This window comes from Shewanella sp. 30m-14 (assembly GCF_052977125.1).
Genome location: NZ_JBRILW010000012.1, coordinates 29,873 through 52,580, shown reverse-complemented (window position 1 = coordinate 52,580; position 22,708 = coordinate 29,873). Strand labels below are relative to the sequence as shown.

At 43.6% G+C, this 22,708-nt stretch carries 21 protein-coding genes and 1 other annotated feature; of the genes, 15 read left to right on the top strand and 6 right to left on the bottom strand.

Going from position 1 to position 22,708, the window contains the following annotated elements; translation table 11 throughout:
• Positions 1–55: 55 nt before the first annotated feature.
• Positions 56–844 carry a cytochrome C assembly family protein gene (locus tag ACVBIU_RS10640; protein WP_447160426.1) on the bottom strand — a complete coding sequence of 263 codons (789 nt, stop codon included), beginning with the start codon at positions 842–844 and terminating at the stop codon, positions 56–58.
• Between the two features lie 397 nt (positions 845–1,241).
• Between ACVBIU_RS10640 and ffh the strand changes: the two genes are divergently transcribed.
• The 11 genes from ffh (at position 1,242) to ACVBIU_RS10585 (ending at position 12,448) form a co-directional block, all read left to right on the top strand.
• On the top strand, positions 1,242–2,615 hold the full coding sequence (ffh, locus tag ACVBIU_RS10635) for a signal recognition particle protein (protein ID WP_447160427.1): 1,374 nt from the start codon (positions 1,242–1,244) through the stop codon (positions 2,613–2,615).
• A 217-nt stretch (positions 2,616–2,832) separates the two neighbouring features.
• Entirely contained in the window at positions 2,833–3,084 is a 252-nt protein-coding gene (gene rpsP, locus ACVBIU_RS10630; protein ID WP_012154307.1) for a 30S ribosomal protein S16, read from the top strand.
• A 20-nt stretch (positions 3,085–3,104) separates the two neighbouring features.
• Positions 3,105–3,635, top strand: a complete 531-nt coding sequence (gene rimM, locus ACVBIU_RS10625) for a ribosome maturation factor RimM (RefSeq protein ID WP_447160428.1) — start codon at positions 3,105–3,107, stop codon at positions 3,633–3,635.
• A 15-nt stretch (positions 3,636–3,650) separates the two neighbouring features.
• Positions 3,651–4,397: a tRNA (guanosine(37)-N1)-methyltransferase TrmD gene (trmD, locus tag ACVBIU_RS10620; protein WP_447160429.1), complete on the top strand. Its 747-nt coding sequence runs from the start codon at positions 3,651–3,653 to the stop codon at positions 4,395–4,397.
• A gap of 36 nt (positions 4,398–4,433) precedes the next feature.
• On the top strand, positions 4,434–4,787 hold the full coding sequence (gene rplS / locus ACVBIU_RS10615) for a 50S ribosomal protein L19 (RefSeq protein ID WP_012276214.1): 354 nt from the start codon (positions 4,434–4,436) through the stop codon (positions 4,785–4,787).
• Between the two features lie 354 nt (positions 4,788–5,141).
• Positions 5,142–6,233 carry a 3-deoxy-7-phosphoheptulonate synthase gene (locus ACVBIU_RS10610; protein WP_447160430.1) on the top strand — a complete coding sequence of 364 codons (1,092 nt, stop codon included), beginning with the start codon at positions 5,142–5,144 and terminating at the stop codon, positions 6,231–6,233.
• Between the two features lie 14 nt (positions 6,234–6,247).
• A complete protein-coding gene (gene tyrA, locus ACVBIU_RS10605; protein WP_447160431.1) occupies positions 6,248–7,387 on the top strand; it encodes a bifunctional chorismate mutase/prephenate dehydrogenase in 1,140 nt (379 codons plus the stop codon).
• Positions 7,388–7,758: 371 nt separating this feature from the next.
• The gene (hcp, locus tag ACVBIU_RS10600) at positions 7,759–9,423 is read left to right on the top strand and encodes a hydroxylamine reductase (RefSeq protein WP_447160432.1); all 1,665 of its coding nucleotides are present in this window, start codon (positions 7,759–7,761) and stop codon (positions 9,421–9,423) included.
• 105 nt (positions 9,424–9,528) lie between these two features.
• Positions 9,529–10,632 carry an FAD-binding oxidoreductase gene (locus ACVBIU_RS10595; RefSeq protein ID WP_447163718.1) on the top strand — a complete coding sequence of 368 codons (1,104 nt, stop codon included), beginning with the start codon at positions 9,529–9,531 and terminating at the stop codon, positions 10,630–10,632.
• A gap of 146 nt (positions 10,633–10,778) precedes the next feature.
• Positions 10,779–11,117 carry a hypothetical protein gene (locus tag ACVBIU_RS10590; protein WP_447163717.1) on the top strand — a complete coding sequence of 113 codons (339 nt, stop codon included), beginning with the start codon at positions 10,779–10,781 and terminating at the stop codon, positions 11,115–11,117.
• A 44-nt stretch (positions 11,118–11,161) separates the two neighbouring features.
• The gene (locus ACVBIU_RS10585) at positions 11,162–12,448 is read left to right on the top strand and encodes a cation:proton antiporter (protein ID WP_447160435.1); all 1,287 of its coding nucleotides are present in this window, start codon (positions 11,162–11,164) and stop codon (positions 12,446–12,448) included.
• Positions 12,449–12,646: 198 nt separating this feature from the next.
• On the opposite strand, the gene pheA is transcribed toward ACVBIU_RS10585, so the two are convergent.
• Together pheA and hpf are read right to left on the bottom strand one after the other, a co-directional pair.
• Positions 12,647–14,620 carry a prephenate dehydratase gene (gene pheA / locus ACVBIU_RS10580; protein ID WP_447160436.1) on the bottom strand — a complete coding sequence of 658 codons (1,974 nt, stop codon included), beginning with the start codon at positions 14,618–14,620 and terminating at the stop codon, positions 12,647–12,649.
• Between the two features lie 79 nt (positions 14,621–14,699).
• Positions 14,700–14,820: a sequence feature (Phe leader region), on the bottom strand.
• Positions 14,821–14,939: 119 nt separating this feature from the next.
• Complete coding sequence (gene hpf, locus ACVBIU_RS10575; protein WP_012154318.1) at positions 14,940–15,302, bottom strand: ribosome hibernation-promoting factor, HPF/YfiA family; 363 nt, start codon at positions 15,300–15,302, stop codon at positions 14,940–14,942.
• A 309-nt stretch (positions 15,303–15,611) separates the two neighbouring features.
• Here hpf and ACVBIU_RS10570 point away from each other — a divergent pair, with 309 nt between their 5' ends.
• Complete coding sequence (locus ACVBIU_RS10570; protein ID WP_447163716.1) at positions 15,612–16,304, top strand: cytochrome b/b6 domain-containing protein; 693 nt, start codon at positions 15,612–15,614, stop codon at positions 16,302–16,304.
• 89 nt (positions 16,305–16,393) lie between these two features.
• Here ACVBIU_RS10570 and ACVBIU_RS10565 read toward each other — a convergent pair whose 3' ends face one another.
• Positions 16,394–16,837: a c-type cytochrome gene (locus ACVBIU_RS10565; RefSeq protein WP_447160516.1), complete on the bottom strand. Its 444-nt coding sequence runs from the start codon at positions 16,835–16,837 to the stop codon at positions 16,394–16,396.
• Positions 16,838–17,082: 245 nt separating this feature from the next.
• Between ACVBIU_RS10565 and trpR the strand changes: the two genes are divergently transcribed.
• Positions 17,083–17,358, top strand: a complete 276-nt coding sequence (trpR, locus tag ACVBIU_RS10560; protein WP_439267710.1) for a trp operon repressor — start codon at positions 17,083–17,085, stop codon at positions 17,356–17,358.
• Between the two features lie 78 nt (positions 17,359–17,436).
• Here the strand turns inward: trpR and ACVBIU_RS10555 are convergent, their stop codons facing one another.
• Complete coding sequence (locus ACVBIU_RS10555; RefSeq protein WP_447160439.1) at positions 17,437–17,811, bottom strand: hypothetical protein; 375 nt, start codon at positions 17,809–17,811, stop codon at positions 17,437–17,439.
• A gap of 123 nt (positions 17,812–17,934) precedes the next feature.
• Entirely contained in the window at positions 17,935–18,555 is a 621-nt protein-coding gene (gene slyD, locus ACVBIU_RS10550) for a peptidylprolyl isomerase (RefSeq protein ID WP_447160440.1), read from the bottom strand.
• A gap of 710 nt (positions 18,556–19,265) precedes the next feature.
• Between slyD and thrA the strand changes: the two genes are divergently transcribed.
• On the top strand, positions 19,266–21,731 hold the full coding sequence (gene thrA, locus ACVBIU_RS10545) for a bifunctional aspartate kinase/homoserine dehydrogenase I (RefSeq protein WP_447163715.1): 2,466 nt from the start codon (positions 19,266–19,268) through the stop codon (positions 21,729–21,731).
• On the top strand, positions 21,728–22,663 hold the full coding sequence (gene thrB / locus ACVBIU_RS10540) for a homoserine kinase (RefSeq protein WP_447163714.1): 936 nt from the start codon (positions 21,728–21,730) through the stop codon (positions 22,661–22,663). The genes thrA and thrB overlap by 4 nt, the downstream gene beginning before the upstream one ends.
• Positions 22,664–22,708 lie beyond the last annotated feature (45 nt).

Below are 22,708 nucleotides of genomic sequence, written 5' to 3'. Positions count from 1 at the left end.
GGTGTCAAGTTTAGCCCATCATTTGAAGATGGGCTAAATGACGAAAGTGGTGGCATTAGCTGAGAATGAGTTCTTTTACAATACGAGCACCAAAGTAGGCCAGTGACAGCAAGACCGCACCTGTCAAAGTGTAAGCAACAGCGGTTCTAATGCGGCAACCTACCCAGTACTGCTGGGCTAACATGGCGATATACACACACCAAGCCATGATAGAAAGTACAGCCTTATGACCTTTACCTTCTTCAAACATGTCGTCGAGGAAGATAAAGCCTGTAGCAAGTGACAGACTTAATAAAATCACCCCTACAATCACTAAGTGATACAGCTGCTTCTCTACTGTCATTAGCGGTGGCATTGCCGAAGTCATTATTAATTTCTTACTCTTTAGGCGGTTTTGAATGATTGCCAGCTGAATCGCGTACAGGGCTGCAATCATCAGGGCACTGTAGGCCATAAGCGACAAGACAACATGCACTAAAACATCCGGGTGAACTTCAAAATGGATGATGTACTCAGGCGGTACTAGCCAAAGCAAGGCCACTGATATTACTGAACAGGCAAAGACAACCGGTAAAACAACAATGACTTTGAGTCTAAAAAGTAAAATGGTGAAACTGAACGTGATAATCCAGTTAACCATCGAAATCACGTTGGTTAAGCTAAAGTTTTGTCCATCACCTGTGATGATAGCTTGTGACAATGCCGCAGCATGAAACACCACGCCGAGCGCGGCAAAGACTGCAATTAATTTTCTGTTTGGTCCATCAACATGAAAAAGTCGGCTTGCGACGAGAACCAAAGCAATACTATAGAACAACATGGCTGTAGCTGAGAAAATGACCATCGAGTATTAACCTACTTTGTTTTTAAGGACCTAATGTTCTAACAATGCATTAAAAGTTGACCAAACGACTCGCATAGTAGCGTGATTCAAGCATGAGTTAAATCACTGAGTGAGCTAAATATAGCCTTGAGTCTAGCCATTAAAGTCGTTTCGACTTTATTCATTAAGTTAGCATGTAATATTATTGTGTAGAATAGCATGAGCGGAAGGGATTTGGGCAGTGACCTTGGTTGCAAAAATAGGTCGATTTTTTATCTTATTGACGATTTTTAGTGATTTTTTACGTTTCACTGCACTGAGTTGTAAAAGTAACTTGCGTCATTCTGTAGCATAATATCTGGGCATCGCTATAATACAGCCCCATCAATGTAAATTTTAAACGGTAAAGAACTGGATAATGTTTGAGAACTTAACTGACAGATTGTCACGGACTCTGAAAAATATCAGTGGCCGTGGTCGCTTAACGGAAGAAAACGTTAAGGAAACCTTACGCGAAGTCCGCATGGCACTTCTTGAGGCCGATGTTGCCTTGCCTGTGGTTCGTGAATTCGTAAATAGCGTTAAAGAACGCGCTGTTGGACAAGAGGTTTCAAAGAGTCTAAGTCCAGGCCAAGCCTTTATTAAGATCGTTCAAAGCGAACTTGAAAATGCGATGGGCGAAGCGAATGAAGCTTTAGACCTATCGGCTCAACCGCCTGCAGTGATCATGATGGCGGGTTTGCAAGGTGCGGGTAAAACCACCAGTGTTGCAAAGCTCTCTAAATTCTTGCGTGAACGCGAGAAGAAGTCTGTTCTCGTTGTGTCTGCCGACGTATACCGTCCAGCGGCGATTAAACAGCTAGAAACCTTAGCCGCTGAAGTTGAAGTTGAATTCTTCCCGTCAGATGTGAGCCAAAAGCCTGTTGATATCGCTAAGGCTGCAATTGCACACGCAAAGCTTAAGTTCATTGATGTGGTTATTGTCGATACTGCAGGTCGTTTGCACGTTGATGAAGCCATGATGGATGAAATTAAAGAGCTTCATGCTACGGTGAACCCGGTTGAGACATTGTTCGTGGTTGATGCCATGACGGGTCAAGATGCGGCAAACACAGCAAAAGCCTTTAATGAAGCGCTACCGTTAACCGGTGTGGTACTGACCAAAGTCGATGGTGATGCACGAGGCGGTGCAGCATTATCGATTCGCCACATTACGGGTAAACCAATTAAATTCTTAGGTGTGGGTGAAAAGACCGATGCGTTAGAAGCATTCCACCCAGATCGTGTCGCATCACGTATTCTAGGTATGGGCGACGTTCTTTCTCTTATTGAAGAGGTTGAGCGTGGTGTAGACCAAGAAAAGGCGATGAAGCTTGCAGCTAAAGTAAAAAAAGGCGGCAACTTTGATTTAGAAGATTTCCGCGAACAGCTGCAACAGATGAAAAACATGGGCGGCATGATGAACATGATTGAGAAGCTACCTGGTGTGGGGCAATTACCACCAGAAGCACTTGCTCAAGTTCAAGATGGCAAGATGACTGGGCAGATGGAAGCGATTATCAATTCTATGACGCCAGGTGAGCGCCAACGTCCCGATATTATCAAGGGTTCACGTAAGCGTAGAATCGCGCTGGGCAGCGGCACACAAATTCAAGATGTGAACCGCTTACTTAAGCAGTTTACTCAAATGCAGAAAATGATGAAGAAAATGTCAGCGAAAGGCGGCATGAAAAAAATGATGCGTGGCATGAGTGGTATGTTACCACCAGGCATGAAAATGCCAGGCCGCTAGGCATTTAGAATATTCTGCATAGCTAAATTTACAGACTAGAGTGAAACTTGCTCTGGTCTGTAAATCGTTTTAGGCGTAAAAAACGCCGATTACGGTTGCATTCGCCGGTCAGTCAGGTAAAATCTGCCGGCTTTCTATCTGGGGCTCTTCGCGAACACGGAGTTTCAGTTTTTATTTTTGCTTGATAAAAAGCAAATCATTAGAGGATACCAAACGCATGGTTACCATTCGTTTAGCTCGTGGCGGCGCAAAAAAGCGTCCATTTTATAACATCGTTGTAGCTGACAGCCGTAACGCCCGTGACGGTCGTTTCATCGAGCGCGTTGGCTTTTTTAACCCAGTAGCTCGTGGCCAAGAAGAAGCTCTACGCTTAGATCTTGACCGTGTTGAGCATTGGGTTGCTAACGGTGCTGCTACTACTGATCGTGTAGCAAAACTGATCAAAGACGCTCGTAAAGCAGCTGCTTAATAGCGTTAGGGTATAGATTGATGAGTAGTAAACAAGAACCCGTCATCCTTGGGAAATTAGGTTCCAGTTTTGGCATTAAAGGTTGGTTGAAGATCACTACCTATACCGACTCTGTTGAAGGTATCTTTGACTATTCTCCTTGGCTTATTAAAGAGCAAGGTGAATGGCGCGAGGTTAAAGTCGCCCAGTGGCGTTTTCAGGGTAAAGCGGTTGTCGCTTGTCTTGAAGGCGTAACAACACGGGATGAGGCTCAAGCGCTTACTAATTGTGAGATTGCTGTGCCTGCTGAGCAGATGCAAGATTTACCAGAAGATGAATTCTACTGGCGAGATCTGATCGGATGTGAAGTGACTAATACCAAAGGCTACAACATGGGTACCGTTCAGGAGATCGTGGAAACAGGATCGAATGACGTACTTCTAGTTAAAGCTAACGCAAAAGATGGCTTTGGCAAAGCGGAACGTATGATTCCCTTTGTTACTGACCAGTTCATCCAAAAGGTGGACCTGGCAGCAAAACAGATTTTAGTGGATTGGGATCCGGACTTCTAAGTCGAGGTACAACATATGTGGTTAGGGGTAGTAACCCTGTTTCCCGAGATGTTTCGTGCCGTAACAGACTTTGGTGTAACGGGTCGTGCAGTTAGCAAAGGGTTGCTAGAGTTGCAAACGTGGAATCCTCGAGATTTCACCCATGATAAACATAAAACAGTGGATGATCGCCCTTATGGTGGTGGCCCTGGAATGTTAATGATGGTGCAGCCTCTACGTGATGCCATCCATGCAGCAAAAGCTGCAGCTGGAAAAGAGGCAAAGGTGATCTACCTTTCTCCTCAAGGCCGTAAGCTGACACAGCAAGGCGTTGAAGAGTTAGCGCAATCATCCAGTTTGGTTTTAGTGTGTGGTCGATACGAAGGTGTCGATGAACGTATTATTCAAACTGAAGTGGACGAAGAGTGGTCGATAGGAGATTACGTGCTTTCGGGCGGTGAACTTCCAGCGATGACTTTGATTGATTCAGTATCTAGATTGGTTCCTGGCGTGCTAGGAAAACAAGCTTCCGCAGAGCAAGATTCTTTCTCTGATGGATTACTGGATTGCCCCCACTATACGCGTCCTGAAAGTTTGGATGGCCTGGATGTTCCAGCCGTATTGTTAAGTGGTAACCACGAACATATTAGACGCTGGCGTCTACAGCAAAGCCTAGGTAGGACTTTGTTGAGACGACCAGAATTACTTGAAAATCTAGCTCTGACTGGCGAACAAGAGAAGCTATTAGCTGAATTTGTTGACACCATCAAACAAGATGATTAGTCGAAGCGCAGTTATTACTAGTATGGAGTTTATTTAATGAATAACATCATCAAAATGCTCAACGAAGAGCAAATGAAAACCGACGTACCACAATTTGGTGCCGGTGATACAGTAGTTGTTAAAGTACGTGTTGTAGAAGGCGGTAAAGAGCGTCTACAGGCGTTCGAAGGCGTTGTAATCGCTAAGCGTAACCGCGGCGTTCACTCTGCATTCACAGTACGTAAAATCTCTAATGGTGAAGGTGTTGAGCGTGCGTTCCAGACTCACAGCCCAATCATCTCTAGCATCGAAGTTAAGCGTCGCGGCCGTGTTCGTCGTGCTAAGCTTTACTATCTACGTGATCGTTCAGGTAAGTCTGCACGTATCCGTGAGAAGCTTGCTACTAAGTAATTTAGTACTTGCTATAAAAAAGATGCAGTGTTCGCACGAGAAACCGCCTATATGGCGGTTTTTTGTTGCCTAAATTTATTGGGCATTTCAATTTCCTTCCTGAATCTTCATGTTATTGGTATTACTCTTCAGCCGTATTTACGAAAGCTAGATTAGAAATTTTCATTTATAGAAAATGTCGCTTGATCTCACCGCTTCATCTAGGCATAGTGTTCTTAAGGTGTAATGCTGTACCGTTACAGTGGTACTCGGTTCGGACGATAAAACCGAGCTTAAAATATAAGTTGAGACGTTCTTCAGTGACATAAAGACTGTTAGCGCAAAGCAGATAAGAGATAAAGGCAGGTGGTTATCATGCAACAAGACACAATTAATAATGTTCATATCAGTTCTGAGCAAGTTCTCGTGACTCCTGAGGAGTTAAAGCGCGATCTGCCTCTGTCTAAGCATGCTTATCAATATGTGCTAAATGCCCGAAAAACCGTGTCAGATATCGTACACAAACGTGATAATCGTGTGCTTGTGATCTCTGGTCCTTGCTCAATTCATGATATCGATGCCGCTAAAGAGTATGCTTTAAAACTTAAGAAACTTCATAATGAGCTCGGCGAGCAGTTTTTTGTATTGATGCGTGTTTACTTTGAAAAACCGCGTACAACGGTTGGCTGGAAGGGCATGATTAATGACCCTGATATGAATGAATCATTTGATGTTGATAAAGGTCTAAGACAAGCAAGAGAGCTAATGATTTGGCTTGCTGAGCTTGAGTTACCTGTTGCGACCGAAGCCCTGGATCCTATCAGTCCGCAATACATGTCAGAACTCATCACCTGGTCTGCAATTGGCGCACGTACAACAGAATCTCAGACTCACCGAGAAATGGCCTCGGGTCTTTCTATGCCAGTTGGCTTTAAAAACGGCACTGACGGCAAGCTGGGCGTTGCGATAAATGCGCTAGAGTCGGCCGCGAGTGGGCACCGCTTCATGGGGATTAATCAACAAGGTCAGGTGGCACTACTACAAACTGCCGGTAATCCAGATGGACATGTTATTTTACGTGGCGGTAAAACCCCAAATTATGACGCAGCAAGTGTCGCTGAGTGCGAACAGCAGTTACATGCGGCAAAGCTTAATGCACGCTTGATTGTTGATTGCAGCCATGGGAATTCGTCGAAAGATCACAATAAACAAAAGCCTGTATGTGAAGATGTATTTAATCAAATTGCTGTAGGTAATCAATCTATTATTGGTGTTATGCTAGAAAGCCACCTCAATGCTGGTAAGCAAAGTAGTGACATACCGATGAATCAACTGGCTTACGGTGTATCGGTGACCGATGCTTGTATAGACTGGCAAACCACGGAAAACTTGTTACGAGATGGTGCTAGCTTATTAGCCCCAATATTACCGACTCGATTTGATATGCTGAAAGTAGCAAATGGCTGATGGAAGAAAGATTGATGAATGAGAAGACTACAGCAGAGCTTGAGAACCTGAGAGGTTTGATTGACGGTGTCGATCAGCAGTTACTGCATTTACTGAGAAAACGTTTAGATCTTGTTGCACAAGTTGGCGCGGTAAAACATGGTGCAGGTTTGCCAATTTACGCGCCGCAGCGTGAAGCTAATATGCTAGCGAAAAGACGTGCTGAAGCGAAAGCGATGAATGTCGCGCCGCAACTCATTGAAGATATTTTACGTCGCCTTATGCGTGAGTCTTACCTTAATGAAAAGGACGTAGGCTTTAAGCAAATTAAGGCTGATTTGGGTCATGTGGTTATTGTGGGGGGGGAAGGTAAGTTAGGTGGGTTGTTCTCACAGATGTTAACGCTTTCTGGTTATCAGGTAAAAACGCTTGATAAAGATGATTGGATAAACAGCGAAAGCATCTTTGAGGGGGCAGGCTTGGTTATTGTCACCGTGCCGATAAACATTACCTGTGAATTAATTGCTGAGCAACTGACAAACTTACCTAAAGATTGCATCTTGGCCGATTTGACTTCCATCAAAGGAGCACCAGTGGAGGCGATGCTGGCGGCGCACTCTGGCCCCGTGCTTGGCTTACACCCTATGTTTGGTCCAGATGTAGGCAGCCTTGCAAAGCAAGTTGTCGTCGTGTGTCACGGCCGCGAGCAACAGGCTTATCAATGGCTGATAGAGCAGATTGAGATTTGGGGAGCTCGAATTGTTGAAGCTGAGCCAAGCAAACACGATAAAGCGATGCAATTGGTGCAAGCCATGCGACATTTTTCCTCTTTTGTATATGGCTTGAACCTTTACAAAGAGGAAGCAGATATTGAGTCATTGCTACAGTTTAGCTCGCCAATTTACCGCTTAGAGCTGGCTATGGTAGGACGCTTATTTGCCCAAAGCCCTGAGTTATATGCTGATATTATCTTCGCTCAAGAGGAAAGCCTTGTTGCGATCAGCGATTACTTAGATAACTACTCTCAGGCGTTATCTATTTTAAAGTCCGGCAATCGCGATGCGTTTGTGGCTCAGTTTGCAGAGGTGTCTCGCTGGTTTGGTGATTTTGCGCCGCAATTCCAACGTGAGAGTCGTGCGATGTTGCAATCAGTAAACGACATGAAGACTGGCTAATAACTGCTCGTAATCCTTAAATTGAAAAGGCGCTTAGGCGCCTTTTTTTGCTTTTGCTTTACTTACCTTTAATTGAATGACTGCGCATTTTTGGTCATGCTTATCACTACTTAAAAACTTCACTCTTGCGAATGCATCTTGAGATAACGTCGCTACCCTCGGCTCCTGCGCTTGCATTAATCACTGAAAATAAAGCTTTTTATTTTATATTCCTTCAGTACTTTAAGTGTTTATTAGTTAACACTTAAAGTGATCTCTTTCATAGTTTTAGCTTTTGTTGTTAGAAAACCCTTTTGCAATTCGTCAAGAAGCGTACACTAACATCAAAACATGCAGATGAGATGCATGATTAAAATATAGGAGTTAGTGTCGTGTTTTGTATTCAATGTGAGCAAACAATTAGAACACCTGCGGGTAATGGCTGTAGCTACACGCAAGGTATGTGCGGTAAGTCGTCTGATACCTCAGACTTACAAGATCTTCTTATCTATATTCTCCAAGGTGTGTCGTCATACGCGGCCCTTGCTCGTGAAGTCGGCATTATCGACCATGAGATTGATACCTTTGTGCCAAAGGCATTTTTCGCGACACTGACCAACGTTAACTTTGATGATGAGCGTATCATTGCTTATACCACCCAAGCTGAAACTTTCCGTAACCGTTTAAAGTCGGCATACGAAGCTAAGTGCGGTGAACTAAGCATTGAAGCCAAGCCAATGAATGCGCCTATGCAGTTGGTATTGGGCGCGACTAAGCCTGAAATGCTATCTCAAGCGCTTCAAGCTGTGCCTAACCGTGGTAAAGATGAAGTCCATGAAGATATTATGGGTTTACGTTTACTTTGCTTATACGGCCTTAAAGGCGCAGCAGCCTATATGGAGCATGCTCGCGTACTTGAGCAAACCAGCGATGAAGTGGCTGGCGAGTTCCACGAGATCATGGCTTTTCTTGGTGAAGACTCAGTTGATGCCGATAAGCTATTTAATACAGCAATGCAGATTGGTCAGCTTAACTACCGCGTAATGGCAATGCTCGATGAAGGGGAAACCCATGCCTTTGGTCACCCAGAGCCAACGCAAGTTAACACTAAATCTGTAAAGGGTAAGGCTATCTTAGTGTCTGGTCATGACATGAAAGATCTTGAGCTTATTCTTGAACAAACCCAAGGCAAAGGTATTAACGTTTACACCCACGGTGAGATGTTACCTGCACTGGCTTACCCTGAACTTAAAAAGTATCCACACTTAGTGGGCAATTACGGCAGTGCATGGCAGAATCAGCAAAAAGAATTTGCGACATTCCCTGGTGCAGTAGTAATGACATCAAACTGTATTATTGACCCAAATGTGGGTGATTACTCAAACCGTATCTTCACGCGTAGCATTGTAGGCTGGCCTGGTGTAACCCACATTGTTGGTGATGATTTCAGTGAAGTAATTGCTAAAGCTGAGTCTTTAGAAGGCTTTATCTATGATGAGATCCCCCATCTAATCACCATAGGTTTTGCTCGTAATGCGCTGATGGCTGCTGCACCCACCGTAATCGAGAATGTGAAGAGCGGTGCAATCAAGCATTTCTTCTTGGTCGGTGGATGTGACGGTGACAAGCAAGAGCGTGGTTACTTCACGGATATCGCGACTCAAGCGCCAGCGGATTCGATTATTCTGACATTAGGCTGTGGTAAATATAAGTTCAACAAACTTGAGTTTGGTGACATCAACGGTATTCCACGTCTATTGGATATTGGCCAGTGTAATGATGCTTACTCTGCGATTCAGCTTGCTATTGCACTGTCTGAAGCATTTGAGTGCGATATTAATGAATTGCCACTTACCTTAGTACTTTCATGGTTTGAACAAAAAGCCATTGTCGTGTTATTGACACTATTATCACTGGGTGTGAAGGACATCATGACAGGTCCTACGGCACCAGCATTCCTAACGCCTAACTTGGCCAAAGTGCTAGAAGAGAAGTTTGGTCTTCGTAACACCACAACTGTAGAAGCAGATCTAAATCGCATCCTTAATGTAGCGTAACTGCATCGATACGGGTGATAAGTAAGTTTAAAATGGTCACCAATGTGTGGCCATTTTTAGTTTAAGGGTTAACAACTTAGTTTGATAGGTAGGTATAGCGTGAATATGGCAATGAATAAGCAAACTTCTCATTTAGAATCTTTTTCGGCTCAGCAATGGCAGTCTGGGGAACATCAACTGGTGTGTGTGGAAAAATGGAATGAGACTCACGATGTTATCAGCTTTAGATTTCAAGCTGCCACTCCAGTTAAGTTTCATTTTAAGCCCGGTCAGTTTCTTACTTTATTGCTGGAAATTAATGGTGAGAAAATTGCTCGTAGCTATACCATAAGCTCGTCACCTTCACGTCCATATTCTATTGTACTAACCATTAAGCGTATTGCAGGTGGCAAGGTTTCAAACTACTTAGCCGATAACCTTGAAGTCGGTCATATGGTGCGAGCTCTCGGCCCCGATGGCGTATTTAATTTAGTTGATATTCAAGCGCAAAAGTATCTGTTTTTAAGTGCTGGCTGCGGTATCACGCCTATGTACTCCATGTCTCGTTGGTTAACCGATACCGAAGTTGGCCCAGATGTGAGCTTTCTTCATAGTGCAAAATCTAGTAACGATCTTATATTTGAAGCGTCTATTTCACAGATGGCTGAGCGCAGCGCCCGATTTAAGCTTAACTACATTTTAGAAGAGGTTAGTGAGCAAGCGAGTCCTTATATCGATAATCTGCCTGGGCGTCTAAATGTTGATAACTTAGCGAGATTGGTACCAGACTTTAAAACTCGAACGGTTTTTGTATGTGGCCCTGAGCCTTATATGAAAGCAGTAAAAGCATTACTTGAGTCGTTAGACTTTGATATGACGCATTTCCACCAGGAAAGCTTTGGTAGCTTTAAAGGGGATAGCGCCGAACTGGCTGCAGCAAAAGCGCAAACTACAGCTATTAACGCAGAGACAAGCGGTTTTATGTTGATGATCGGTGATAAAAGCCGAACCTTGTCTGCAGAACAAACCGTATTGGACGGCATTGAAGCCGAAGGGTTACCTATTCTTGCTGCCTGTCGTTCAGGTGTTTGCGGTGCATGCAAGTGTAGGGTTGTTAAGGGAGAAACCGAGTCTACAAGCCAAATGGCATTGACACCTGATGAGGTCGCACAGGGCTTTGTGCTAGCATGTTCAACTAAATTAAAGTCAGATGTGACCTTAGAACTGTAAGTATATAAACCTAAGCGCTAAGTCAATGGCATGAAAATCTGAAATAAATCAGGCGTGAAAGTTGCGTAACTCATCATGAGAAAGTAAGGTTAATGATAGGTCGTGATGGAATTGCGCCTGTCTCTTATTTCTTTTTGGAGTGGCGTATGGCATCAACATTACATTCTCAATCACTAGCGCTGCAAGATAAAAATCTCGCACACTTCCTGTATGCGCTGATGGCATGCTTTCCGATAATGTTAGTGCCCACAGCCCTTAGTCTTGTTATTAATCTGTATCAGCCACAGCAAAATGCCAATAGCATGCTGGCAATCCATTTACGTTGGCAGCGTTGGTCTATCCTCGGCCTATTTTTAGTCATGTTAACCGGGTATTTGTGTGCTCAGCCGTGGTTAAGTGCCACGCTCTATGTTGGCGGTGCGATATGGTTTAGCGGCAGAGTGATTAAAGGTTGGCTGAGCTTAATTGAAGGCCGCATAATCTAATCTCTGTTATTTCCCCCCTCCCTTTTGCTTAATGAGACTTCACTGTGACTAGTTACGAAATCTTATGTCTACTTTCTGTGCTTTCTCTGGTGATATCTCTTGTCTCTTCACGTTTACATCGTTGGCAACAAACCGTCACTATTACTGCACTGGCATTGTGTTTGAGCTTAGCTATTTTGGTGGCCGGTAAGATCTTTGGTATAAAAATTTATTCAACCTTAGTGACCGATCTCGAGCAGCTTGATTTTACAGCTCTACTGCTTAATGGAATGCTGGGTTTTTTACTGTTTGCTGGCACGTTACAGATTAAGCTCAATATATTAAAAAAACAAAAGTGGGAAATATTCATACTGGCTTTTGTGGGGACGTTAATATCAACATTTGTTGTTGGTAGCTTGCTGTACCTATTCGCTATTGCTATCGGTTTACCCCTAAACTTTAGTTATTGCCTGCTATTTGGTGCACTGATTTCGCCAACGGATCCTATTGCGGTGTTGGCAATCATTAAACAGCTTGGCGCGCCAGAAGATATTGCCACTCAGGTTGAGGGTGAATCGCTCTTCAATGACGGTATTGGTTTGGTAATTTTTATCACCGTTTCACAAGTCGCGTTTTCAACTGAACCGTTAACATTTATTGATGTAAGTAAGCTTTTTATTAGAGAAGCGTTAGGCGGTTTACTCTACGGTGGAGTATTGGCCGCTATTCTACATGGCATGCTGCATTTCTCTGAAGAGCGAACGCAGTATTTACTGATGACATTATTGGTGCCGAGTGCAGGTTACATTGGGGCCGATATGTTGGGGGTTTCAGGGCCCCTAGCCATGGTCGCAGCCGGAATTATCATTGGCAATGTGAGTGTGCCTAAGTTGCTAAAGGAAGAGGAGCAAGGACACCTAGAGAGTTTCTGGTTATTAATAGAGTCATTTTTCAATTCATTATTGTTTCTGCTATTAGGCTTACTACTGCTACTCATTCATTTCGATGTTGAGTTGTGGTGGTTTATGCTGCTTGCTGTCCCGATAGTGTTAATTGGGCGCACTATCAGCATTTATCTACCTTATTTTGGCTTTAGGCGTTTTAGGCACTATAACTCTTATGCAGAAAAAATCTTGGTATGGGGAGGATTACGTGGCGGCTTAGCGTTAGCGATGGCGATGAGTTTACCTACCGGCATAATTGTCATGAGTGGCAGCAATATAGACCTGCGAGAGCTGCTAATGGTGATGACTTACGCTGTGGTGGTTTTTTCTATCTTAGTCCAAGGGACAACGATCCCTCGGTTGATTGATAAAAGTAACGCTGAGCAAGCTGCTCAGCGTAAACGCTAATTTCAATTCAGACGCGGTTTGGTAATGAATATCAGTTTCTTTATCAAGCCGCCGCTATCAAATAATCAATATCAAGCTATCGCTATCAAATTGTCTGTATAAGCCATCGCTATTAAGCTGACTATATCAAATAACTCATATCGAGAGACTAACTTTCAAGATACTGATATAAAAGACTAATATAAATTTACCCGTAAGCTAATGGTATAGATTGCCTAATAGCTCATTGAAGAGCGTTGTAGAGTCAGCTTTTGATGCTTGCTCAATAGCACTTAAATTCACCATGACACCATCGCCTTTTAACTGTTTTATCGCCTTAACAAATGTAGGCATTTGTTCTGCTTCAATCGCGTAGCTTGGATTGACCAAAATAGGTAAGTGACTCAGGGCTTTTAGCTCAACCAATGCCGCTAGATCCAGTGATGGTTTTCCTGAGTTATTAAGGGTTGTGACCCCTGATTCACACAAGATAAGTTGTTGATTACCTTGGCTCAAGATAACCTCTGCTGCATTAAGCAGATCATCGACGCTAGCCATGGTATTGCGCTCGACTATAACCGGAACCAATAAAGAGCCAAGTTGGGTTAAAATGGCTTGGTTATACATTAGATTCCCCGATAGCATGACTACATCTGCAAACTGAGTCGCCATGGTTAAATCGGTTTCATGTTCAATGACAAGGACACAAACTAAATCAAATTGTGCGAGAGCATGCTTAAACTTATTGATGGAGTTAATGACATCGCTTTGCTGGTTTAATCCCTGTATCGCAACGGCTTGGAAACCTGATTCTTTAAGCTCTTTTGCTAGCTGCTCAACTTGCTGAAGCTCTAGGGGGAGTTGTACTTGAGCTATCGCACCGATATTACCGGCTCCTAGGTTTAGCTGGCCGCAGATAACTTGCGTAGACTCACTCTTATATTGCTTACTAAAGCGCTGTTGCTTACTACTGGTTGTTGCTGCAACAGTGGTCGACTTAGAGGTGTTAGGCTCAATCATCAACTGGCTATTACTCAGTTGAGTAGGCTTAACGGTTTCACAGGGATAGCAACCGAGCACTTTAATAAAGCGAGTGGTGCGCTCTAACTCTTTAAGCGCAGCTTGCATCGGCTCGCTTGATAGATTGGCATCGATATCTAAATAGAACATCTCTTCCCAAGGCGTGCCAGGAATAGGACGAGATTCGAGTTTACTCATATTAAGATTACGCGCCTTTAACACAAGTAAGGCCTCAACGAGTGCGCCAGGCTTTTGGCCTGTAGCCATGATCAGTGTGCACTTTGCTGGAAGCTGCGATGGCACTTCAACAGCCTTTCTTGCGACAACGATAAAGCGGCTTTGATTAATTTTTTGATTGGCAAGATCTGCTTCAATCGCTTCTAATTGATACAAGGCGCCGCCTTCTGCACTACCGATAGCAGCGACACTGTTATCATTTGCATTACAGACTTTTTCCATCGCTTCTGCACTACTAGAGCAATACTCTAGTTTGAATTCACCGTGCTGACTTAAGTAGCGACTGCATTGACTAATCGGCTGAGGATGTGCATAAACTGTTTTGATGTCACTAATAGTGCTGCCGCTATTGGCCAGTAAGCAGTGACCAACCTCGATGGTGGTTTCCCCAACAATAGCAAGACTGGTGTGCTGTAATACGTCATACACTTCGTTAATAGAGCCTGAAGAGGTATTTTCTATTGGCAGGAAGCCATAGTCGGCGTGGCCAGATTCAACGGCTTGTACTATTTCATCGAAACTTTTGCAGCCTAAATCTTGCATCTCCACTTGGCGTCTATCGCAGTATCGGCTGGCAGCTAGATAGGAGTATGAACCTCTAGCGCCAAGGTAGGCGATACAATATTGCTGCTGTTGGGTTTCTGGATTTGCGCGGCCGTGTAAATAAGCTTGCTGGTTAAGCACTGAGTCTTCGATGATGCTTTGATAGAGTGAGATGACATAATGGGCATCTAATCCTTGCTCACGCCCCTGTTTTACAAGACGTGATAACAGCTCTTTTTCCCGGGTAGTATCGCGGATTGGTCTGACATCGACTTCTTTACTGCGTGCGACATCTAGGCTTAATTCTCTGCGCTTTGCTAGCAGAGCCAGCAGTTCATTATCGAGACTGGTGATCTGCTCTCGAGTGTGATTTAAGGGTTGTGGTTTACTCATCTTAGCCTCTGACTCTTGTATTGCGCTTAGTATTAATACCCTAGTGATAAGCATGACAATGTATGCTTACCTTAGCTGATATAAAAAAGCCTCCCATGTGGGAGGCTTTGGAATTTTCACTTTCGTTTTTACACCGAAATTCCGCCTCCGAGGGTGGGGGACATAAAAAAGAAAGTAAAAAACGTAGTATGGATTTTATTCATTGAAATAAAACTAAAGCGGGGGGCCTTAAGTGTCAATAAAAACTTAGCCTAATTGAGTTTTTTGCAATAAAAAGCGCACCCGAAGGTGCGCTTTGCGTGTAAATTTAACAATAATATCAAGCTGCGTATTCCTCCTCTAGGTTGTCATCAAAGTCGTCATCAATGGCATCATCTTCTATTTTAAGTGTTGCGTGACGTTGACTTTCAGGTTTATGAGTCAGGCGGTTTAGCTGTTTCTCCAGCTTTTGTCCCATTGCATTAATAGCTGCATAGAGGTCGTCGTGTTTCGCCTGGGCAAATAACTTGGCACTTGGGATGCCGACAGAAGCTTCAATTTTAAACCCTTGCTTCTCCTGTAAAATAATTACGTGTGGATTAATTAGCTGCACATCGTGTCTTGCTAATTTCTCTAATCTGGCTTCAATACGTTCGCGGATAGACTCAGTAACTTCAAAATGCTTGCTAGTAATCTTTATCATATGTCGAACCTTTTGTTGTTTCCTTGAATTCAGACTACCAATCTCAGATATGAAAGTCGTGATCTAAATCACGTTTTATTGGCTCTTTTAAACTGTTCGCCTTTTATTTGATCACTTAGACAAATATAGACAATAACTGGCCAAATTTCCTTGTAAACCCCAAAAAATCAGGTCATATTGGATTGGATAAGTCGTCCCTTATTTAGTGTTTTCAGCAAAAAAATCAGTGTAAATAACTCGATAGCTCTTCAGTAATTCCGCGTTTATAATGACCTCCTCAGGTAAATTAATTTTCAAGAGTGACAGTTGATGGAACAAAATCTGGTCAAAATTAAAGTGTGGGATCTTCCGACGCGTGTTTTTCATTGGGGTATGCTGTGCTTACTCGGTGGGTTATGGTGGACAGCCGATGCTGGTGAGATGGAGTGGCATCAAATTCTTGCCTATGGCTTGATGATTTTGATTGCTGTAAGGCTTATCTGGGGACTCGTTGGCAGTGATACGGCTCGTTTTAGTCACTTTGTTTATTCACCTAAAACGGTTATTCACTACCTCAATCGAACTCGACGCGAAGGGATCTCATCATCAATAGGCCATAATCCCGTCGGCGGTTACATGGTGGTGACCTTAATTACGCTTATCTGTATTCAGCTGATAACGGGCTTGTTTGCAACCGACGATATTTTTACTGAAGGCCCTCTGTATTCGTTTGTTAGCTCAGATACGGCAAGTTGGTTAACTTGGTTACATAAGAAGAACTTTGACTTGATTTTAATCTTAGCGGCAATGCACGTGTTAGCAGTTGGAGTGCACATGATTAAAGGCGATAAAATTCTTGGTGCCATGTTTAGCGGTTATAAAAGTCTACCAGAATCGGAAATCACAGATTCTAGCGCTAACAATTTAGCCTTCGCATCCATGTTAAAAGCACTTGTTTTAGTCTTAGTGGTGGGCGCTTTGGTACTGAACTATCTGATGTGGCCTGTGATTGATATGCTCTAAGGACTTAAATAACAAGCCAGTCGGGACTCAGACTGGCTTAATGGAAAGTATGCCTCTAATTCTGGACTAGAGGGGGCTGACGTTTATAGTTAGTCTTTTTTATAAACGTCATGACAGCCTTTACAGCTTTTGCCTGTATTGCCAAAGGCTTGCTTCATCTCTTTCTTATCACCGCTTTTTGCTGCCAGCGCAAGAATCGCGGCGTTCTCTTGGAAGGTTTTCATCTTGGCATCAAAATCAGCTTTATCACTCCAGACTTTAGCTAATGCTTCGGTGTCACCTTTATCAGAACCTGCAACAAAGCCTTCAAGTGGTAGCTTTGATAAGGCTGCAACATTTTCAGCTCGCATAGCAAAAACTTCAGCGTTGAACTCTTTTTTGCCTTTAAGCATTGCACCCATGTCACCAAAGTTATGGGCAATCATGCTAAATGCAGATTGACGGTAATCGATTGCGTCATCGGCTTCTTTAAAGTTATTTGCATATGCACTAGTGGCTAGGGTCGCAGTTGCTGCTAGTGCGATAAGGCTCATTTTGGCTGTCTTTTTCATGGTAATTCTCACGTTTTTATTGTGTTATGTGATCTGTTTTCGCCTAATGTATATAGTTTTATCTTGCTGACTGCAATCGTTTTTCACAATAGTTACTCTTAGTTACAAATGAGTTTTATTTAGTAAGAGCTAATGTTGTTATAAAAAGTGCATGGTGGTTGGCATTCTTGATACAATCGCTGTAATGACGCACTAGTACGTGATTGTGGCTGAAATTAGGAGATAAAATGCGAGCAGAATGGGGTTCGGTTTTAGAGAAAGTCTTATCGCATCAAGCGCAGGACGATTTAACTGTATTGTTTGAGCTGTTACTAACGGAAGAGGAACGCAGTGCTGTCGCGGGCAGGCTAAAAGTTTTTCAGATGCTATTAGATGGTGAGATGAGTCAGCGTCAAATTGCGCAGGAATACCAAATAAGTATTGCGACGATTACACGTTGCTCTAATTATCTTAAGCATATGACTGAGCAGCAAAGAGAAAAGGTTAGGCTGTTAATCTTGTAAATGACTAGGTACGAAGCAGGGCACGAGCAGGAATGGTTTCCTGATGTGCCGAGCAGATTCATCTTTACCTATCCGATATCACAATAGTGGCGCTGCAACGATTCGATGTTTGCGATACTGGGTACGTCTTAAACCTATATATAGTGCGTAGCTGAGCAACATAAGGCTCAATACTGGTGCTAACCTTGAGTCGAGTTTTAACAGAAGTAGCGCCATTAATAGGTAAAGTGCAGGGGTATGCTCATAAAGGGCTATAGGAAGTAAGCCTTTTTTTCTACGTTTTTTAGGATCCGTTCGGCGGTTACTCGAGCGTAATGCATAAATTTTACTTCCTAGCAGAAATAATAACACCGCAAAAAGCAGGGCGTAGGTCTGTTCTAACATAAGTATACTTGCGCTGGCGATAGTGAAGTAGCAGTAGGGTAGAGCTTCATAGACCGTTTTTGAGAGCATTGCAGTTCCTTTGCAAAAATAACTAATAATTCCGTAGCTTAATGTTAAGTTTTTTATTATAGAGCATAAAAAAAGCCCGTTTCATTATCATTAATGAAACGGGCTTGAATTCAACCTAAAGAACTAGTGTCTGCAGCCACAGCCGCCGTTACCGTCACAACCTTCTTTAGCTTCTTTAGTTTCGTCATCACTGCAGCATCCGCCTTCGTGACCGTGATCGTGTCCGCCGCCACAACATCCACCTTCATGAGAATGTTCATGACCGCCGCATCCGCCGCCGTGAGCGTGAATGTGGCCGTGGGCAATTTCTTCTTCAGTCGCTGCACGTACTTCAAGTACTTCAACATTGAAAACTAAAGATTGACCTGCAAGAGGATGGTTGCCATCTACAATAACAACATCATCTTTAACTTCTGTCACTTGTACTGGACGTTGACCCATTTCAGTCTCTGCGATAAAACGCATACCTGGAACGATGTCTTCAATGTCGCCAAACGCTGATATTGGTACTTCTTGGCGAAGCCCATCATGATATGGACCGTAGCCTTGCTCTGCATCTACGGTGACATCAAGGGTGTCACCCTGTGCTTTGCCTTCAAGCGCAGCTTCTAGACCAGGGATCATGTTTTCTGCACCATGCAGATAGATCATTGGCTCGGCTTCAAAAGAACTTTCTACAAGCTGGCCTTTCGCATCTGATAATCGGTAATGGATGCTAACAGCACATTTTTCGGTGATTTTCATATTGGCTCCAATCGGAAATTTGCGCGCATTCTAGCCTGCTTTAACGCTATTTGCGATAGATTGAATGCACTTCTGCTACCTAAGCCACATCTTTAGGGGGATAAATTAGTATTGGCTTAAACGAGCTGGATTAGATACAGAAGGAATTTTCATATCGAGTGCAAACTTATTCATAGGTCGATTTTTGTCAGTCTGTCAGCCCCTTTTTGCTGAACTATTAAGAATGTTACGTTTGGGCTATTTCATATTTAAGTCGTGGATTTGTACCGATTTTGATATTCTGACTTTTTAGGTGACAGCTATCTGTCTGATTTTAATTGTGTTATTTGTTTTATGGATTTTAGTTTACGTTAACGTAACTTAGCCGTTATGTAATAAATTCTTCATTAAACTCCCATTGATAGTTGTTTTATGGCTGTTTTATCTCGTTTATTGCTAATAGTCTTAATAATAACAATAAAGTTGGTTTTAGGGGTTGACACTCGTTAGCAAAAAAGCAATTGTGTTAGTACACAAATCAATCCAATTGGATAGAAACGAATTTATATGTTTAGCCAGATTTTAATGAACACCACCATTATTACAACCACCACGATTACCAACGTGGGGGCGGGCTAAGCACAACCTGATATAAGTAAAATATCAAGCCCGCTCCCCCAAAAGGAGCGGGCTTTTTTGTTTCTTAGGTGGCGCGGCACAAGGAGTTTTTGATGAAAGTAATGAAATTTGGTGGAACCTCGCTGGCGAATTGGCAGCGCTTTAAAGGCGCAGCAGAAATTATCAGCCAGTCAGCTCATTCACAAGCAACCGCCGTAGTATTGTCAGCCCCAGCCACAGTGACAAATGGCTTGATTGAGATGGTTGATGTTGCGGTGAATGGCGGTGACTACCGCGCCGTGTTAGCCAAAGTAGGAAGGGTGTTTGATGAACTATATGCTGCGGCGGCTGCCAGCTTAAGTGCAGAACAAAATACTTTGCTTAATGAAAAACTGCAGCAACAACTCACATTTTGGCAAAGTAAGCTTGAAGGGATGAGCTTACTTGAAGAGTGCCCTGAAAGTGTTGAAGCACAAGTTTTAGTTGGAGGGGAAAAGCTATCATCTGCGTTAATGGTTGAGGTGATGAAGTCCTTTAACCATAGCGCTGATTTATTAGTGCCAGAGTCTCTACTTGTCGGTTATGGCCCTCGCCTAGAATCTGCTGTTGATATTGAAGCGAGTAAACTGCGCTTCAATGCACTGGATTTATCGGTCGCGCAGGTTTGGGTAATGCCTGGATTCACTGCAGGCGACAGCGAAGGCAAGGTGGTTACACTTGGGCGTAATGGTTCAGATTATTCTGCGGCGGTGTTGTCAGCTTGTCTTAGTGCTAGTTGCTGCGAGATCTGGACTGATGTGGACGGCATTTATAATACTGACCCACGAGTGGTGACAGACGCCAAGTTGTTATCGCAACTGAGTTATCAAGAAGCGATGGAAGTATCATATTTTGGCGCAAAAGTACTGCACCCAAAAACGGTCGCACCCATTGCTCAATATCATATCCCTTGTTATATCCGTAATACTTTTAACCCAGATGCAGTCGGCACTCTAGTGTCTGATAAGCCAGACGAAACAGGGTTACATGTTAAAGCCATTTCAAATTTAGATGATCAAACCATGTTTGATGTGTCGGGACCTGGTATGAAGGGGATGGTCGGCATGGCGAGTCGTACACTGGGGGCGATTTCGCGCTCCGGCGTATCTGTGTCCTTGATCACTCAAAGCTCCTCTGAATACAGCATCAGTTTTTGTGTTTCTACTGAAGATGCGATTAAAGCCAAGTTTGCCCTAGAGCAAGAATTTGAACTTGAACTTAAAAACGACATTTTAGAGCAGATTGAGATGCGTCACGATTTAGCGATAGTCTCACTGATTGGCGATGGTATGCGCACTCACAAAGGTGTTGCTGCCAAGTTTTTCCAGGCGCTTGCACAAGCGACCGTTAATATTGTTGCGATTGCTCAGGGATCATCAGAGCGCTCGATTTCAGCTGTTGTTGAGCAGCGCAAGACTAAGCATGCAATAGCGGCATGTCATCAGTCATTTTTCGATGTGCAACATTACCTTGATGTATTTCTTGTGGGCTGTGGCAACGTCGGGGCTGGGCTGCTTAAGCAGATTAATAAACAGCGCAAGATATTAAAGCAGCAGCATATTGCCATTCGGGTTTGTGGTGTCGTGAACTCACAAAAGATGTTGTTAGATGCCGAAGGTATCGATCTTAATAACTGGCAGGGGTTGTTAGCAGATTCTGAGCAGCAAGCGGATCTTGATGCGATGTTAGTGTGGGCGAAAGAGCAACAACTACTCAACCCTGTGCTGGTGGACTGTACTTCAAGTGAATTGGTATCCGATAAATATATTGATGTTATGAATGCAGGACTTCACGTTGTTACGCCTAATAAGAAGGCCAACACTCGTGATATGGCTTACTACCAAGATTTAAGGAAAACAGCGCTTAAACAGCGTCGTCAATTTCTTTATGAAACCACAGTCGGCGCTGGGCTACCGGTTATCGATAACCTAAAAAAACTGCTATTCGCCGGTGATGAGCTGCAACGCTTTAATGGTATTTTATCCGGTAGCTTGTCCTACATCTTCGGTATGTTAGATGAGGGCATGACACTGTCTCAGGCGACATCTATTGCAAGAGATAAGTGCTTTACAGAGCCAGACCCTAGAGATGATTTAAGTGGCATGGACGTGGCGCGTAAGGTATTAATTTTGGCTCGTGAAGTGGGAATGAATTTAGAGCTGAGCGATATCCACGTAGAATCAGTACTGCCCGACTCATTTGATGCCTCTGGTGACGTGAATGCATTTATGAACAATTTACCGTCTCTTGATGCTGCCATTGCCCAGCGGGTAGAAGCGGCAAAATCACAGGGTAAAGTGCTGCGTTATGTTGGCCAAATCGATGAGGAGGGCTGCAAGGTTAAGATTGTTGAAGTTGATGCCGCCGACCCTTTATATAGTGTGAAAGGAGGTGAAAATGCGTTGGCCTTTTACAGCCGTTATTATCAGCCGATCCCATTTGTTCTTAGGGGGTATGGCGCGGGTACCGATGTTACCGCGGCTGGTGCATTTGCCGATATTTTACGTACACTAAATTGGACTCGAGAGGTGGGCGTATGAGTGTCACTATTTATGCTCCAGCATCGATGGGCAACGTCGGAGTAGGTTTTGATTTACTAGGCGCGGCGTTAGCGCCCGTCGATGGTAGCCTGCTTGGTGATAAAGTCACTGTAGAGGCTGCTGAGAATGGATTGTCGTTGGTTTTAGCGGGTCATTGGGCTGATAAGCTTCCGCAGGCTCCGCAACTAAATATTGTTTATCAATGTGCTGAATTTTTCTTAAGCCATTTAGATAAAAGTGCGGGACTTAAATTAACCTTAGAGAAAAATTTACCTGTAGGCAGTGGACTTGGCTCGAGTGCTAGCTCAGTTGTGGCAGCATTGATGGCGCTGAATGAATATTTTCAGCAGCCATTTAATCCGCAAGAACTACTGCGATTAATGGGCGAGTTTGAAGGCAAAATTAGTGGTTCAATTCATTATGATAACGTTGCACCTTGTTACTTAGGGGGGATGCAGCTAATGCTTGATTCGCCCAAGAGTGTTTGTGAAGCGATCCCAGAGTTTAAGCAATGGTATTGGGTGGTGGCGTATCCAGGCATCTCGTTATCGACCTCAAGAATGCGCCAATTGATGCCAACTACATTCGATAAACAGACCACTATTGATTTTGGGCGTTATTTAAGTGCCTTTGTACACGCATCCTATAAGCAAGATGCAGATCTGGCGATTGCGGTATTAAAGGATGTGTTAGCTGAGCCTTATCGCGCTGGGGAGATCCCTCACTATCAAAATGCTAAAGCGGCTTTAGCCGAGTTAGGCATGCTAACGACGGGGATCTCTGGCAGTGGGCCAACACTTTTCAGTGTTACTGATGATCTGAGCGTCGCTCAACAAGCGCAGCAGTGGTTAGATACCTATTATATTGAAGCTGGTAAAGGGTTTTCTCATATCTGCAAAATTGATAGCACTGGCGCACGTAAAGTTGATTAAGCATGCAGGACAAAGATCGTAATAAATTGAATTTAAAGGAAGTCA